At 69.5% G+C, this 15,179-nt stretch carries 14 protein-coding genes; 3 read left to right on the top strand and 11 right to left on the bottom strand.

Features of this window, described 5'->3' with window-relative positions; all coding sequences use genetic code 11:
* Nucleotides 1-5: 5 nt before the first annotated feature.
* The 10 genes from ligA to A9310_RS23730 all read right to left on the bottom strand — a co-directional run bounded on the left by ligA (nucleotide 6) and on the right by A9310_RS23730 (nucleotide 10,450).
* Entirely contained in the window at nucleotides 6-2,096 is a 2,091-nt protein-coding gene (gene ligA / locus A9310_RS23775) for an NAD-dependent DNA ligase LigA (RefSeq protein ID WP_065632684.1), read from the bottom strand.
* Between the two features lie 137 nt (nucleotides 2,097-2,233).
* Entirely contained in the window at nucleotides 2,234-2,620 is a 387-nt protein-coding gene (locus A9310_RS23770) for an MmcQ/YjbR family DNA-binding protein (RefSeq protein WP_065632683.1), read from the bottom strand.
* 42 nt (nucleotides 2,621-2,662) lie between these two features.
* The gene (locus A9310_RS23765; RefSeq protein ID WP_065632682.1) at nucleotides 2,663-3,679 is read right to left on the bottom strand and encodes a vitamin-B12 independent methionine synthase; all 1,017 of its coding nucleotides are present in this window, start codon (nucleotides 3,677-3,679) and stop codon (nucleotides 2,663-2,665) included.
* Nucleotides 3,676-4,794, bottom strand: a complete 1,119-nt coding sequence (mnmA, locus tag A9310_RS23760) for a tRNA 2-thiouridine(34) synthase MnmA (protein ID WP_065632681.1) — start codon at nucleotides 4,792-4,794, stop codon at nucleotides 3,676-3,678. The genes A9310_RS23765 and mnmA overlap by 4 nt, the downstream gene beginning before the upstream one ends.
* Complete coding sequence (locus A9310_RS23755) at nucleotides 4,794-6,014, bottom strand: cysteine desulfurase family protein (protein ID WP_175401208.1); 1,221 nt, start codon at nucleotides 6,012-6,014, stop codon at nucleotides 4,794-4,796. The genes mnmA and A9310_RS23755 overlap by 1 nt, the downstream gene beginning before the upstream one ends.
* Nucleotides 6,015-6,083: 69 nt before the next feature.
* Nucleotides 6,084-6,563 (bottom strand): DUF4334 domain-containing protein, encoded by a 480-nt coding sequence (locus tag A9310_RS23750; protein ID WP_065632679.1) that lies wholly within the window; start codon nucleotides 6,561-6,563, stop codon nucleotides 6,084-6,086.
* A gap of 63 nt (nucleotides 6,564-6,626) precedes the next feature.
* Nucleotides 6,627-7,571, bottom strand: a complete 945-nt coding sequence (locus A9310_RS23745; protein ID WP_065632678.1) for a 1-acyl-sn-glycerol-3-phosphate acyltransferase — start codon at nucleotides 7,569-7,571, stop codon at nucleotides 6,627-6,629.
* Nucleotides 7,568-8,554 carry a GNAT family N-acetyltransferase gene (locus tag A9310_RS23740; protein ID WP_065632677.1) on the bottom strand — a complete coding sequence of 329 codons (987 nt, stop codon included), beginning with the start codon at nucleotides 8,552-8,554 and terminating at the stop codon, nucleotides 7,568-7,570. Before A9310_RS23740 ends, A9310_RS23745 begins: the two co-directional genes overlap by 4 nt.
* Before the next feature lie 100 nt (nucleotides 8,555-8,654).
* Nucleotides 8,655-9,611: an electron transfer flavoprotein subunit alpha/FixB family protein gene (locus A9310_RS23735; protein ID WP_058252164.1), complete on the bottom strand. Its 957-nt coding sequence runs from the start codon at nucleotides 9,609-9,611 to the stop codon at nucleotides 8,655-8,657.
* Nucleotides 9,612-9,664: 53 nt separating this feature from the next.
* Entirely contained in the window at nucleotides 9,665-10,450 is a 786-nt protein-coding gene (locus A9310_RS23730) for an electron transfer flavoprotein subunit beta/FixA family protein (protein WP_065632676.1), read from the bottom strand.
* Nucleotides 10,451-10,636: 186 nt separating this feature from the next.
* On the opposite strand from A9310_RS23730, the gene A9310_RS23725 reads away from it, so the two are divergent.
* The 3 genes from A9310_RS23725 to A9310_RS23715 are packed head-to-tail and all read left to right on the top strand — an operon-like array spanning nucleotide 10,637 to nucleotide 14,288.
* Nucleotides 10,637-11,455 (top strand): bifunctional 2-polyprenyl-6-hydroxyphenol methylase/3-demethylubiquinol 3-O-methyltransferase UbiG, encoded by an 819-nt coding sequence (locus tag A9310_RS23725; RefSeq protein WP_065632675.1) that lies wholly within the window; start codon nucleotides 10,637-10,639, stop codon nucleotides 11,453-11,455.
* 2 nt (nucleotides 11,456-11,457) lie between these two features.
* A complete protein-coding gene (locus A9310_RS23720; protein WP_065632674.1) occupies nucleotides 11,458-13,020 on the top strand; it encodes a glycoside hydrolase family 57 protein in 1,563 nt (520 codons plus the stop codon).
* Nucleotides 13,017-14,288: a glycosyltransferase family 4 protein gene (locus A9310_RS23715; protein ID WP_065632673.1), complete on the top strand. Its 1,272-nt coding sequence runs from the start codon at nucleotides 13,017-13,019 to the stop codon at nucleotides 14,286-14,288. Before A9310_RS23720 ends, A9310_RS23715 begins: the two co-directional genes overlap by 4 nt.
* A 39-nt stretch (nucleotides 14,289-14,327) precedes the next feature.
* Here A9310_RS23715 and A9310_RS23710 read toward each other — a convergent pair whose 3' ends face one another.
* A complete protein-coding gene (locus A9310_RS23710; protein ID WP_065632672.1) occupies nucleotides 14,328-15,080 on the bottom strand; it encodes an acyltransferase in 753 nt (250 codons plus the stop codon).
* Nucleotides 15,081-15,179: the final 99 nt, after the last annotated feature.

Below are 15,179 nucleotides of genomic sequence, written 5' to 3'. Positions count from 1 at the left end.
GACGGTCACTCGGGGCTGCCGGTCTCCAGCAACTTCTTGAACGCGTCCTCGTCGAGCACCGGCACGCCGAGCTGTTCGGCCTTGTCGGCCTTGGTGCCCGGCGAATCCCCCACCACCACGTAGTCGGTCTTCTTCGACACCGAACCCGACGCCTTGCCGCCGCGTTGCAGGATCGCCTCCTTGGCCCCGTCACGGGAGAAGTCCACCAGCGAACCCGTCACGACGATCGTCTTGCCCTCGAGGGTCCGCGGGATCGACTCGTCGCGCTCGTCTTCCATGGAAACGCCTGCGGCGCGCCACTTCTCGACGATGTCTCGATGCCAGTCGACGGTGAACCAGTCGTGGATCGACTGGGCGAGGGTCATTCCCAACCCCTCTACGCCGGCGAGCTGGTCGATGTCGGCGGCCTCGATGGCCTCGAGGGAACCGAATTCGGTGGCGAGGGCGCGGGCGGCGGTGGGCCCGACATGGCGGATCGACAGCCCGACCAGCACGCGCCACAGCGCCACGTCCTTGGCTTTGTCGAGGTTCGCCAGCAACCGCTTGCCGTTGGCCGAGAGCGCCCCCGCCTTGGTGGTGAACAGATCCGTGCGGATCAGGTCCTCGGCCGTCAGCGAGAAGAGGTCACCCTCGTTGGTGAGCACCCCCGCCGACAGCAGGGCCGACGCGGCCTCGTAGCCGAGCGCCTCGATGTCGAAGGAACCCCGACCGGCCAGGTGGAAGAGCCGCTCGCGCAACTGGGCCGGACAACTCTCCTGGTTCGGACAGCGGAGGTCGGCGTCGCTCTCCTTTTCGGGACGCAGCGGCGTCTCGCAGGCCGGGCACAGTTCGGGCATCTCGAACTCCACCTCGGTGCCGTCGCGGAGATCGACGACGGGCCCGAGGACCTCGGGAATCACGTCGCCGGCCTTGCGGATCGTGACGGTGTCCCCGATCAGCACGCCCTTGCGCTTGACCTCCGAACCGTTGTGCAGGGTCGCGCGCGAGACCGTGGACCCGGCGACCAGCACGGGTTCGAGGACTGCGAAGGGTGTGACCCGGCCCGTGCGTCCGACGTTGACCTGGATGTCGGAGAGCTTGGTGGTGGCCTCCTCGGGCGGGTACTTGTAGGCGATCGCCCACCGCGGCGCCCGCGAGGTGGAACCGAGGCGACGCTGCACGGTGACGTCGTCGACCTTGACCACGATGCCGTCGATCTCGTGCTCGACGTCGTGACGGTGTTCGCCCCAGTAGGCGATCTTGTCGATGATCTCGTCGGCGCCGGACACCTTGGTGGTGTGGGTCGACACCGGCAGACCCCAGGCCCCGAGCGCCAGGTAGGCGTCGTGCAACGACTCCGGTCGCCAACCCTCGGTGTGCCCGATCCCGTGACAGATCATCCGCAGCTTGCGACGGGCCGTGACCTGCGGATTCTTCTGCCGCAGCGAGCCGGCGGCCGAGTTGCGCGGGTTCGCGAACGGCGGCTTGCCCTCCGCCACGAGCGAGGCGTTGAGCGCCTCGAAGTCCTCCACCCGGAAGAAGACCTCGCCACGCACCTCGAGGACCTCGGGAATCGGGTACTCCGGGGACTCGGTCAGGCGCATCGGGATGTCGTCGATGGTGCGCGCGTTCAGTGAGACGTCCTCACCGGTGCGTCCGTCGCCACGGGTGACACCTCGCTCGAGAACCCCGTTCCGGTAGACCAGCGCCAGGGCCACGCCGTCGATCTTGAGCTCGCAGAGGAAGTCGGCCCGGGCGCCGGCGTCGGCGACCACGCGGTCGACCCAGGCGCGCATCTCGTCGTGGTCGAAGACGTTGTCCAGCGACATCATTCGCTCGAGGTGGTCCACTGCGGAGAACGCCGTGGAGAAGCCACCCCCGACGAGCTTGGTGGGTGAGTCGGCGGCCGCGAGTTCGGGGTGCGCGTCCTCGAGCGCCTGCAGGCGTCGGAGGAGCAGATCGAACTCGCCGTCGGTGATGACCGGCGCGTCCTTCACGTAGTAGCGGAACTGGTGCTCGCGGATCTCCTCGGCGAGCGCGGTCCACTCCTCACGCAGGTCCGCCTCCGGCCCCGACTGCTCGGTGACCGGCTGACCCGACTCCGTTGTATCTGCCACGTTCCGAGGGTATCGGAGTGGTGGGACAGACCCAGCTCGTCAACCGATGCCTCATTCGCGCGGTACTGCTTCCCTCCCGCTGATCGGATCCGATCAGCGGGACGGAGACGGGACCGCGGGAGTTTCCGCGCCGACGATCACAACGGACCGAGCTTCGCCACCGACCGTTTGGGTGCGATCTGGCGGTAACTCGTGTCGAGGAGTTCGGCGACCTCGTCCCAGTCGGTCTCGGCGTCGAGAATCAGCCCCACCCAGCCGGCCGGCCCGAGGTAGGCGGGCAGGAAGAACCGCGGATCGTCCAGCAGCGCGGGCCGCTCGGAGTCGTCGGCGAGGACCAGGATCGATTGATCGTGACGCACCTTGCTGCCCTTGACGCCACCGCCGTAGTTGCCGAACATCTTGCCGCAGCGGAAGGTCGGGCGACCGTGCGCGACGACCTCGGTCGCGTCGGGCAGCGCGAGCGCGATCTCCCGTATGCGGCCCAGATAGGGATCCGCGTCGTCGAACATGATCGGGTGCGGCATACCGACGAGAATAGGTCCGCGACGCCGGGCCCGCAGGGGTTTTCAGAGCGCGGAGGGATCGCTGCCGAGCAGATGACCGGCCTCTGCGGTGATCGCCAAGGCCGTCTTGGCCCACTTCGTCGACGCCCCGGCCAGACCACAGCTCGGCGTCACGATCACGTTGTCCGACAACACTTTGCGGTCCAGCCCGATGCGGTCGGTCAGCGCGGCGAGTTCGGTCGCCACGTGTTCGGCGGCCAGCGGACGATCGGGCGCTGTCGACGGCACACGACCCGCGAGCAGGACGCCGCCGCGGTCGACGAGCATCCCGATGCCGTCGAGATCGGTCGCCGACGGTGTGGTGATGTCGATCGAATACGCAACCCCGGGAAGATGTTCGAGGAGGTCCCACCGCGGTGTGCCGCAATCGTGCAAGACCACCGGGACGCCGACGTGGTCGACGAGTTCGGTGAGTGCGCGAGCCACCTCGACCGCCGGTATCGCCCGGATGGGGTCGAAGCGGGTCAGCGGCTTCACCGTGCCGTCGATGACCTGGCCGACCATCGGTTCGTCGAGCTGGACCACCACGCGCGCACCGAGCCGGCGTTCCACCTCGGCGACGTGCTCGCGCACACCCTCCGCCGTCGACTCGACGATGTCGCGGACCGCTCCGTGGTCTTTCAGGACTCGTTGCCCGTTCGTCAGCTCGACAGATGCCGAGGTGGTGAACGGGCCGGCCACCTGAACCTTGAAGGTGCGGCCGGTACCGATGAAACCCGCTGTCTCCCACAGTTCCTCGACGACGTCGAGGTCCTCGGCAAGCAGGTCCGCGGCGCGTCGGGCCAGGCGGGAGTGGCGTTGCGCCAGCCGGTAACCCCATGTCGCGGTGTCCATCGGCAGGTCGACGAGGATCGCCGCCATCCGGCCGATCAGATCCGCACCGATACCTCGCGCGGGCAGTTCGACGAGGTGGGCGAGATCGAGTTCCCCGTTCACCACCGCGGCGGCCGCACGTGCGTCGGTGCCGGGCATCGACCCCACGCCGGTGCCCACTCCGGTGGGCAGTGCCGCTCCGGTCACCGAGATGCGACGACAGTCGGCTGCGATGAGGTGGTGGCGATGCGTCCGCACCCGACGACCTGGTCGCCGCGTCGGGCATCGGGCAGGTACAGCACCGCGGCCTGACCGCGGGCGACGCCGGTGAGCGGCTCCTGCAGCGCGATGTCGATGGCGGGTTCACCGTCGATCGTGGTGGCGGTCGCGCGCACCGGCGCGAGCCCGCCGTGGGCTCGCACCTGCACCATCGCGTCGAAGGGTTCGTCCGGAGTGACGCCGGAGGTCCACACCGCGCGCGTCGCGGTGATGCCCCAGACCTGCAGGTCGGCAGCCGTCCCGACCGTCACCGTCCCCGAATCCGGGTCGATCTCGGTGACATAGCGGGGCTTGCCATCGGCGGCCGGCGCCTCGACCCCCAGGCCCTTGCGCTGCCCGATGGTGAAACCGTGGACCCCGTCGTGCTCGGCGAGGCGCTCGCCCGACGTCGCGTCCACGATCGCGCCCGGCCGGACGCCGATGCGGGCACCGAGGAACGCGCGGGTGTCACCGCTCGGGATGAAGCAGATGTCGTGGGAGTCCGGCTTGTCCGCGACGGCCAGGCCGCGCCGGGCCGCCTCGGCCCGGATCTCGGACTTCGGGGTGTCACCGATCGGGAACATCGCCCGCGACAGCTGATCACGCGTCAGCACGGCCAGCACATACGACTGGTCCTTGTCGGCGTCGACCGCTCGTCGCAACTCGCCGTCGGTCAGCTGCGCGTAGTGACCGGTGGCCAGCGCGTCGAAGCCGAGCGCCATCGCCTTGTCGGCGAGGGCCGCGAATTTGATCTTCTCGTTGCACGTCAGACACGGGTTCGGGGTGCGTCCGGCCGCATAGGCCTCGACGAACTCGTCGATCACATCGTCCTTGAACCGGTCGGCGAAATCCCAGACGTAGAACGGGATTCCGAGGACATCGGCGGCCCGGCGGGCGTCGGAGGCGTCCTCGCGCGAGCAGCATCCACGCGAGCCGGTGCGCAGCGCACCCGGAGCCGTCGACAACGCCAGATGAACTCCGACCACCTCGTGACCGGCCTCGACCGCCCGGGCCGCGGCGACCGCCGAGTCGACGCCGCCGCTCATCGCTGCCAATACGCGCATCAGGAGATCCTTCCGCCGGGGACCGAGACCAGTCCGGCCGCCCGCGCCCGGTCGACGACCTCGTCGATGACCGCGGCGACCGCGTCGATGTCGGCCTCGGTGGTGGTGTGGCCGAGGGAGAACCGCAGCGACGACCGCGCGTCGGCCATGTCCAGACCCATCGCCAGGAGGACATGGCTGGCCTGGGCGACCCCGGCGGTGCAGGCCGATCCGGTGGAACACTCGACGCCCTTGGCGTCGAGAAGCATGAGCAGCGAGTCACCCTCACAACCGGCGAACGACACGTGCACGTTCCCCGGGAGGCGACGATCGCCGTCGGCACCGTTCCGCACCGTTCCGTCGACGCCGAGGAGAATGTCGGTCAGCCGGGTCTGCAGGGCGCGGACGTGCGCGGTGTTCTCGTCGAGGTGCTCGACGCACCACGACAGTGCGGCGGCCATGCCGGCCGCACCGGCGACGTCCTGGGTTCCCGAGCGCACGTCGCGTTCGTGGCCGCCGCCGTGCAGCAGCGGCACACACCCGACATCGCGACCCAGCAGCAGGGCGCCGACACCCTGCGGCCCGCCGAACTTGTGGGCGGTCAGGCTGAGCGCCGAGAGGCCGCTCGCGGCGAAGTCCACCGGCAGATGGCCGACGGCCTGGATCGCGTCGGAATGCACCGGGACGCCGAATTCGGACCCGACCGCGGCGAGCTCGGCGATCGGTTGGATCGTGCCGACCTCGTTGTTGGCCCACATCAGCGAGATGAGAGCGGTCTCGGCGGCGTGCTCCTCGAGCTCCGCGCGCAGGTCGGCGGGCGAGACGACACCGTCGGCGTCGACCGGGAGCAGGACGAGCTCGGCTCCGGCCTGCTCGGCCAGCCACTGCGCGGGGTCGAGGACGGCGTGATGTTCGATCGCCGAGGTGATGATCCGGCGACGGCGGGGATCGGCGTTCCGCTGTGCCCAGTAGATCCCCTTGACCGCCAGGTTGTCGGCCTCGGTGCCGCCGCCGGTGAAGACGACCTCGGAGGGCCGGGCACCGACCGCCGCGGCGATGGCCTCGCGCGCCTCCTCGAGCCGACGACGTGCGGTGCGACCGGATCCGTGCAGCGACGAGGCGTTACCCGGCTGCGCGAAGACGGCCGTCATCGCCTCGACGGCTTCGGGCAGCATCTGCGTCGAAGCGGCGTGGTCGAGGTAGACAGGCGCCTTCACGGGCGGTCGGCTTGGCACGGGCATCGCTAGCAAGGATAAACGCGCGTAGGTCGCCGACAAATTCCGCGATCGGACGCGGAACGACAGCCCGCCTCAGACCCGCTCGAGGTAGAAGTACAAGTGACGGCCGTCGATGACTCCGCCTTTGCCGTTCATGATCCCCATCACCGTGGTGTCGTCGACGCGCTTGAAGTGGTCGATGACCGGCTGACCGTCGTAGACCATCGACGCGGTGATCTCGCCGCGGAACTCGATCGCCCACAGGCTGGCCTTGCCCTTGCCGAGTGTGGTGTTGGAGTAGAGGTTGCCGTTCTCGTCGCGGCACACCAGCGGTTGGACGTCGCTGCGTGAGGTGAACGTCTTGCCGAACCAGTTGGCCTTGGCGAGCGCGCCGTTGATGGCGTGCCCGGTGGTGAACTCGCCGCCCTTCCATGCGCCGAGCATCTCCTCGGGCCGCAGCGGCGACAGCCCCGCCCACACGGTGTCTAGGTCGGCGTCGTCGACCCGGCCGTCGACGTCCCGGAGTTCGAAGAACTTGGCGCGCGCGGCTTCTCGGGTCTGAGTGGACGTCATCGTCGGCCTCCTGGAGGTACGCGGTTGATCGTCCGCAGAGCTGCGGACGGCTACCGGAGAAACCTATATCAGGGAACGGTTGATGTCACTTTCCGCGGCCGGGAACCGCCCCGCCACGACGCGCTCACACCGACGCGCCAGCTCGCGACGATCTGCGCCGGGTTCCTCGGGCGGGTGGATGACCATCGTCACGACGAGACCACGCGCCCGCATGACCCGCCGCAGCGTGTCGGCCGGGGTGTCGGCGCCGATGAAACTCGGTGCCGTCGCCGTGGTCCCGTCGCTGCCGACGAAACGCAACCTCACCGGCACGACCGGCACGTCCGCATCGATCGCGGCCTGGAAGAACGCGGGTCGGAATGCACCGGCCGAGCGGCCGCAGTACGTGGTGCCCTCGGGGAACACGATGACCGACGAGTCGCGGTGCAGCCGCCCGGCCACGTCGCCGACCGTCCCCGGCAGACCGCGGAGTGTGCCGCGGTCGACGGCGATGACGCCGAACCGGCGCGCAAGGGACGACACCACCGGCATCCCGACGACATCGGATTTGGCCACCACGTCAGCAGGGCTGATCAGCGCGAGCGCCAAGACGTCGAGGAACGAGATGTGGTTGGCGACCACGAGTCCGGCGCGGGTCGGGCCACCGCGCCGGTCCTCGACGCGGACGGCGATGCCCAGGGCCGCCAGCAGTGCACCCGACGCGGATCGACGCAGGGGACGCGGCGGACGACGACGCAGCCGCGCCACCGCCCCGGTGGTCAGCGCCGCCCAGACGATCCACACCACGACCACGACGAGTCGGCACAGACGCCACGCGACGATCGTCGCGCCGAAGACCGCGTCGAACCGCCCGGCCCGCGGTGCACCGATGCAACCGTCGCCACAGGTGCTGATCGGGAACCACGGGTGCGCGAGCGCGCCGGCCGGGCGGGCAGGCGGACACGCGGCGTGTTCGCGTCGGGGACGCTCGGAGCGAGGTCCGACCGGACCGACCAGCAGGGCGGTCATCGTGCCGCGCCACCGGGCTCCGGCGTGGCATCCGCGCGGGCCGAACCCAGCCGTCGGGCACTCGATCGCAGCCGGTCGAGGTATCGCTTGTTGGCCCCTTCGCGGTCGAGCAGGGTCAGGAAGTCCGCGACGTCGAAGACGTCGTCGACCGCCGGCTCGCCACAGATGCGGGCGCCGAGGCGGAGGTATCCACGCATCAGCGCCGGCATCGCGACCGTGTCGGACGGCACGATGTCGTCGAGCAGGCGTCCGCCGATGCGCGCCGGTGCCAGCGGGTGGGCACGTCGCTCGGGGTCCCGGTGGTCGTCCCGCAGACGATCGCGCAGGGCGCGCAGCGACGACCCCGGCAGCCATTCACCCGGCGTGTGCAGGGGCACCGACACACAGCCCATCAGGTATCGCAGGTCGGCGTCGTCCATGTACTGCAGCAGCGCCGCCCACATCAGCGCGGTGACCGACCCGTCGCGGTACTCGGAGTGGACACACGCCCGACCCAATTCGACGGTGGCGGAGACGATGTCGTTCATCTCGCGGAGGTCGAACTCGGTGGCCGAGTACCAGCCGCCGGCGGCGATCGCCCGCGCCGGGGAGAGCAGGCGCGCACACCCGACGACCCCGTCGTCGGCGTGGCGGACGATGAGGTGCTCGCAGAAGGCGTCGAACCGGTCGGCGTCCCGTCCGGTGACCGCGTCACCGATGCGGTTGGAGAAGCCGGGTTCGTCGGCGAAGACGCGATACCGCAGTTCCTGGGCGGCGACGATGTCGGCGGGATCGTCGGACACGAGGACCCGGATGGGCCCCGCGGTGAGCAGGGTCGTCGGCACGGCCCGCGAGAACCGAGCGCGCGCGACATGGCTGGTGCGGACTGGCGACTGCATGGCGTTCATGACTCGAATGGAAACGAGACCGGGCATCGGCAGGACCACCGCAGCGTGTCGTGTCGGTGCGGGTTCGATGAACTCGGGCCGCCACCGGATGAACAGGCCTCGCCGCGGCCACCTGCGGGTGAACGGCCACCGAACGCACGGTGACCCCCGACGGGGAGTCGGGGGTCACCGGGTTCTGCAGTTGATCAGCTCATGATCACTTGCGCTTCTTGACCTCTTCGGTCAGCTGCGGCGCGACGTTGAACAGATCGCCGACGACGCCGTAGTCGGCGATCTCGAAGATCGGGGCCTCTTCGTCCTTGTTGACGGCCACGATCGTCTTCGAGGTCTGCATGCCGGCGCGGTGCTGGATGGCGCCGGAGATGCCCAGGGCGACGTACAGCTGCGGCGACACGGTCTTACCGGTCTGACCGACCTGGAACTGACCGGGGTAGTAACCGGAGTCGACCGCCGCGCGCGACGCGCCCACGGCGGCACCGAGCACGTCGGCGAGTTCTTCGACGACGGAGAACTTCTCGGCGCTGCCGACACCGCGACCACCCGAGACGACGATCGACGCCTCGGTCAGTTCGGGACGATCGCCGCCGACGTTCGGCTCGACCTTGGTGATCTTGACCGCGCCCTCGTCCTGAGCCGGGACCTCGACGTCGACACGCTCGCCGGCGCCGGCCTGCGGAGCGGCCTCGACGCCACCGGGGCGGATCGAGAAGACCGGGACCTCACCCTTGGCCTGGGCGTCGACGGTGTAGGCGCCACCGAAGATGGAGTGGATGCCCACGCCGCCTTCCTTGACGTCGACGATGTCGGCGAGGACGCCCGAGCCGAGGCGCACGGCCAAGCGGCCGGCGATCTCCTTGCCGTCGGCGGTGGCCGCGACGAGGATGCCGGCCGGCGAGGCGGTCTCGGCGATCGAGGCCAGCACGTCGACCTGCGGGGTGATGAGGTAGCTACCCGCATCGTCGGACTCGGCGACGTAGATCTTCTCCGCGCCGGCCTCCTTGAGTCCGTCGAGGATGCCGTCGGCCGAGCCGGGCTTGCCGACGACGACCGCCGACGGGGTGCCGAGTGCGCGGGCGGCGGTGATGAGCTCGCTGGTGACCTTCTTCAGGGCGCCTTCGGCGTCCTGTTCCACGAGAACGAGTACTTCTGCCATGGTGGTTTTCTCCTGAATGTCTGGGGGTTCGCYGGTGGTCTGCGTGGAGAAGGTCAGATGATCTTCTGGCCGACCAGGTACTCGGCGACCTTGGTGCCGCCGTCGCCTTCGTCGGTGACGCGCTCGCCCGCGGTCTTCGGCGGCTTCGGGGTGTTCGCCGTCACGACCGAGCCGGCGTTCTCCAGGCCCACATCGCTTGCCTCGACGTCGATCTCGGCGAGGGTCAGGACGGTGACCTCCTTCTTCTTGGCGGCCATGATGCCCTTGAAGGAGGGGAAGCGCGGTTCGTTGATCTTCTCGTTCACGCTGACGATGGCCGGCAGGCTGGCCTCGACGTGGAAGATGCCGTCGTCGGTCTCCCGCTCGCCCTTGAGGGTCTCGCCCTCCAGGGTCAGCTTGCGCAGGTGGGTCAGGTGCGGGAGCTCGAGGTACTCGGCGATCATGGCCGGGATGGCGCCGACGCGACCGTCGGTGGCCTCGTTGCCGGCGATGACCAGCTCGACACCCTCGACCGTGCCGAGCGCCCGGGCCAGCACGTAGGCGGTCTGGACCGCGTCCGAGCCGTGCATGAGGTCGTCCTTGATGTGGATCGCCTTGTCGGCGCCCATGGACAGGGCCTTGCGGATGGCGTCGGTGGCGCGCTCGGGACCCGCCGTCAGGATGGTGACCTCACCGCCGTCGGCCTCCTTGATCTTCAGCGCTTCCTCGACGGCGCGCTCGTTGATCTCGTCCAGGACGGCGTCGGCGGCCTCACGGTCCAGGGTGTAGTCGTCGGCGGACAACTTGCGCTCGGACCATGTGTCGGGAACCTGCTTGATCAGTACGACAATGTTTGTCATGGGTCTACGTCGACCTCCTGCATCGGGTTCGGCAACTTACCGGCGGGTAAGGCCATGGGTCCCCACCACTTTAGCGTCTCCTATGTTTCCACTAAACATCGACTACCTCACACAATGCGCGCTACCGTTCGCTCGCTCGGCACGACGGCCCCGGCGGTCCCCGGGGCATGCCCTACTCTCTGTCAGATGACTGACGCAGACCTCGGATCGTCGCGCGGGACGGCAACCACTGGTCTCGAGGCGCTCGACACCGACCAGCAATTGGCGCTGACCGGCGAGCGGACGGTCCCGGGGATTCCCGCCGAGAACTACTGGTTCCGGCGCCACGAGATCGCCTACCGCCACATCGCCGACCGGTGCGCGGGCCACGACGTCCTCGAAGCCGGCTCCGGCGAGGGGTACGGCGCCGCGATGATCGCCGACGCCGGGGCGTCGTCGGTGGTCTGCGTCGACTACGACGCCGCCGCGGTCGAACACACCCGACGCCGCTATCCCCAGCTCGTCGTCCACCAGGGCAACCTCGTCGACCTCCCCCTCGCCTCCGCCTCGGTCGACATCGTGGTCAACTTCCAGGTCATCGAACACCTCTGGGATCAGCCGCGATTCGTCGCCGAATGCCACCGCGTGCTGCGTCCGGGCGGGGTCCTGCTCATGTCGACGCCCAACCGCATCACCTTCTCCCCCGGTCGCGACACACCGCTCAACCCGTTCCACACCCGTGAGCTCGACGCGGCCGAACTCACCGAACTGCTTCTCGACGGCGGCTTCGTGATCGACGCGATGTGGGGAGTCGTCCACGGACCGCGCCTTCGCGCCCTGGACACCAAATGGGGCGGTTCGCTCATCGACGCCCAGATCGAGCGTGCGCTCGCCGGCGAGCCCTGGCCGGACGAGCTGGCCGCGGATGTCGCCGGCGTGGTCGCCGCGGACTTCGATGTCGTCGATTCCGGCGTGTACGACATCGACGACTCGCTCGACCTGTTCGCCGTCGCGTTGCGGGGCTGAGGGTGACCACCCGCACCGAACCCGTCCCGGGCCAGTTCACGCTGGTCCTGCACTCGCATCTGCCGTGGCTGGCCAATCACGGCCGTTGGCCGGTCGGCGAGGAATGGCTGTATCAGTCGTGGGCCGCGTCGTACCTGCCGCTGTTCGACATGCTCGAGCGGCTGGCCGCCGACGGTTTCACCGACCAGCTCTCCCTCGGGATCACGCCGGTGCTGGCCGCGCAACTCGACGATCCGCACTGTGCGTCGTCGATGTACGAGTGGCTCGCCGACTGGCAGCTCCGGGCCACGCAGGCAGCGATGTCCCGCGACGCCGACCGAGCCGCGGCGGGCCGCCGTGAGTACCTCGACGCCCAGCGCGCGCTGGACACCTTTGCCTCCCGATGGCGTCACGGCGCGTCACCACTGATCCGCGGACTGGCCTCGAGCGGTGTCGTCGAGATCCTGGGCGGCCCCCTGGCCCACCCGTTCGCACCGCTGCTCGACCCGCGACTGCGCCGGTTCTCGCTGACCGAGGGGCTCGCGGACGCCCATGCGCGGTGGGGTGTCGAGCCGACCGGGATCTGGGCACCCGAGTGCGCCTTCGCGCCGGGGATGGAGATGGAGTACGACCGCGCGGGCGTGCGCCACTTCATGGTCGACGGGCCCGCCTTGCACGGCGACACCGCGCTGGGACGCCCCGTCGGCGACAGCGCCGTCGTCGCCTACGGACGTGACCTGACGGTGAGCTATCGCGTCTGGTCGCCGAAGTCGGGCTATCCGGGTCATGGCGCCTATCGGGATTTCCACACCTATGACCATGAGACCGGGCTCAAGCGGTTCCGGGTCACCGGCCGGACCGTGTCCGGGCAGGACAAGAAGCCCTACGACCCGGCTCGCGTCGACGCGGTTGTCGACCGGCACGTCGAGGACTTCATCGCGCATGTGCGGCAGCGTCTGGTCGACGAGTCCGCGCGGATCGGCCGGCCTGCGCTGGTGGTCGCCGCGTTCGACACCGAATTGTTCGGGCACTGGTGGCATGAGGGCCCGGTCTGGCTGGAACGGGTGCTGCGACGTCTGCCCGAGGTCGGGGTCACCGTCGGGACACTCGCGGGCGCAACGCAGGCCGGGCTCGTCGGCGCGCCCATCGACCTCCCCAGGTCGTCGTGGGGGTCGGGTAAGGACTGGCGGGTGTGGAACGGCCCGGCCGTGCAGCACCTGGTCGACCTGAACGCCGAGGTCACCGAGACGGCGCTCGACGCGGTCGCCAAGCTGCGGCAACACGGGAGTTCACGCAGCCGGGTCGCCGATCAGATCGTGCGCGAGGCGCTGCTGACCGTGTCCTCGGACTGGCCGTTCATGGTGTCGAAGGACACCGCGGCGCAGTACGCTGTGTCGCGAGCTCACACGCATGCGCATGCCACCCGCGAGATCAGCGACGCGGCGATGCGGGGCCGCGACGACGCAGCCGAGACGCTCGCCGCCGCCTGGGCGCGTGCCGACAATCTCTTTCCCGCACTCGATGCGCGCCGGCTGCACACGGCTCTGACCGCCGACCGGGTCGGTGTCGAGGGGGGAATCCGATGAAGGTGTTGTTCGTGTCGTGGGAGTACCCGCCGGTGGTGGTGGGCGGACTCGGCCGGCATGTCCATCACCTCGCCACCGAGATGGCCGCCGCCGGGCACGACGTGGTGGTGCTGACCCGGCGTCCGTCGGGGACCGATGCGGTGACTCATCCGACGACGGACACCGTCGTCGAAGGTGTCCGGGTTCTGGCCGTCGCCGAGGACCCGCCGGAGTTCGAGTTCGGGCAGGACATGATGGCCTGGACGCTGGCCATGGGGCATGCCTTCGTGCGGGCGGGACTTCGGATTCTGCACGGCGCCGGGAGCGGAGCGATCGGGTCGCGATGGATGCCGGAGGTCGTGCACGCGCATGATTGGCTGGTCGCCCACCCGGCCATCGCGCTGGCCGAGTTCTTCGATGTGCCATTGGTTTCCACGATCCACGCGACGGAGGCCGGGCGGCACAGCGGCTGGGTGAGCGGTCGGACGAACCGGCAGGTGCATTCGGTCGAGTGGTGGCTGGTGTCCGAATCCGATGCTCTCATCACGTGTTCGGCGTCGATGCGCGACGAGGTGAACCGACTGTTCGGCTACGACGCCACCGACATCACGGTGATCCACAACGGCATCGACATCCGTACGTGGCCGTTCGCCGAACGTGCTCGGACGAGCGGTCCGGCCGAGCTGCTGTTCGCGGGTCGGCTCGAATACGAGAAGGGCGTGCAGGATCTGCTCGCGGCTCTCCCCCGGATCCGGCGCAGCCATCCGGGTACGACGCTGACGATCGCCGGTGACGGCACCCAGCGGGACTGGCTGATGGAGCAGGCGCGCAAGCATCGGGTCGGCAAGGCGGTGCGGTTCGTCGGCCCGGTCGACCACACCGAGCTGGTGACGCTGATGCACCGCTGCGACGCCATCGTGCTGCCGAGTCGCTACGAGCCGTTCGGGATCGTGGCGCTGGAGGCGGCGGCGACCGGCGTGCCCTTGATCGTGACCACGGCCGGGGGTCTGGGTGAGGCGGTTCGCGAGCCGGACACCGGGCTGACGTTCGAGCCCGCGGATGTCGCCGGTCTGGCCGCGGCGGTCCGGGCCACGCTGTCCGATCCGGGCGCGGCCGCGCAGCGGGCACTGCGGGCCCGGGCGCGGCTCACCGCGGAGTTCTCCTGGGCCGAGGTCGCCGAGCGCACCGCGAGCGTGCACCTCGCCGCGAAGCGTCGGGTCCGGCACGCGATCGGACGGCCCGACATCCCGGAACGCCCGCTGCCAGAACGGGACCCGGGCCAGCCATAGCCCCCTGCTCCCTGAGGAGCCCGGAGCCTGCGGAGGGCGTCACGAAGGGTCCCGCTCGGCCGCGGCCTTCTTCCGTTCGATGTCGGCGAGGGCGCGTTCGAGTTCGGCGCGTTCGGCGGCGTTCGAGGCCCAGTCGTCCATCCGGTTCTTGACCACCCGGGCGGGTGCGCCGACCGCAATGGCGTAGTCGGGGATGACGCCCTTGACCACCGCGTGCGAGCCCAGCACGCATCCTCGCCCGACGATGGTGTTGCGCAGCACCGACACCTTGGCCGCGACCCACGTGTCCGGCCCGATGCGCACCGGGCCCTTCACGATGCCCTGGTCTTTGATCGGCAGCGTGATGTCGTCCATCTTGTGGTCGAAGTCGCAGATGTAGCACCAGTCGGCGATGAGGGTGGAACCGCCGATCTCGAGGTCGAGGTAGGAGTTCACCACGTTGTTGCAGCCGAAGACGGTCTTGTCGCCGATGCGGAGGCTGCCCTCGTGGCAGCGGATGGAGTTGCCGTCGCCGATGTGGACCCAGCGACCGATCTCCATGCGCGCGAGTTCCGGCGTCGCGTGGATCTCGACGTTGCGCCCGAGGAACACCATGCCCCGCAGCACGATGTGCGGATTGGCGAGGCGGAACCGCGCCAGGCGGTAGTAGCGCACGAGGTACCACGGTGTGTACGCCCGGTTGCGTCTGATCCATCGCAGCGAGTCCAGCGTGAGAAAACGCGCCTGGTCGGGGTCGCGGCGTCGGCCCGCGCGCCGGCGGGACCGGTACGACGCATTCCACATGGTGGTCATGACCAGAAACCCTAATCGACGCGATTTTCGCGCACGATAGGCTCACTGCTGGCGCGGAGTGCCGTTCGATGGCATGCCCGGCGCCTGGACACGACGCAG

It is taken from the genome of Gordonia sp. UCD-TK1 (assembly GCF_001691435.1).
In the GTDB taxonomy this organism is placed as follows: Bacteria; Actinomycetota; Actinomycetes; order Mycobacteriales; family Mycobacteriaceae; genus Gordonia; species Gordonia hongkongensis.
The sequence above is the reverse complement of the archived record's forward strand: the minus strand, read 5'-3'. Positions and strand labels throughout refer to the sequence as shown.

Coding starts and splice junctions, on each gene's coding strand:
- A9310_RS23770 (WP_065632683.1), bottom strand. CDS start 2,620: ATGCCGCACCCGATCATGTTCGACGACGCGGATCCCTATCTGGGCCGC.
- mnmA (WP_065632681.1), bottom strand. CDS start 4,794: ATGCGCGTATTGGCAGCGATGAGCGGCGGCGTCGACTCGGCGGTCGCC.
- A9310_RS23755 (WP_175401208.1), bottom strand. CDS start 6,014: ATGCCCGTGCCAAGCCGACCGCCCGTGAAGGCGCCTGTCTACCTCGAC.
- A9310_RS23750 (WP_065632679.1), bottom strand. CDS start 6,563: ATGACGTCCACTCAGACCCGAGAAGCCGCGCGCGCCAAGTTCTTCGAA.
- A9310_RS23745 (WP_065632678.1), bottom strand. CDS start 7,571: ATGACCGCCCTGCTGGTCGGTCCGGTCGGACCTCGCTCCGAGCGTCCC.
- A9310_RS23735 (WP_058252164.1), bottom strand. CDS start 9,611: ATGGCAGAAGTACTCGTTCTCGTGGAACAGGACGCCGAAGGCGCCCTG.
- A9310_RS23730 (WP_065632676.1), bottom strand. CDS start 10,450: ATGACAAACATTGTCGTACTGATCAAGCAGGTTCCCGACACATGGTCC.
- A9310_RS23725 (WP_065632675.1), top strand. CDS start 10,637: ATGACTGACGCAGACCTCGGATCGTCGCGCGGGACGGCAACCACTGGT.
- A9310_RS23715 (WP_065632673.1), top strand. CDS start 13,017: ATGAAGGTGTTGTTCGTGTCGTGGGAGTACCCGCCGGTGGTGGTGGGC.
- A9310_RS23710 (WP_065632672.1), bottom strand. CDS start 15,080: ATGACCACCATGTGGAATGCGTCGTACCGGTCCCGCCGGCGCGCGGGC.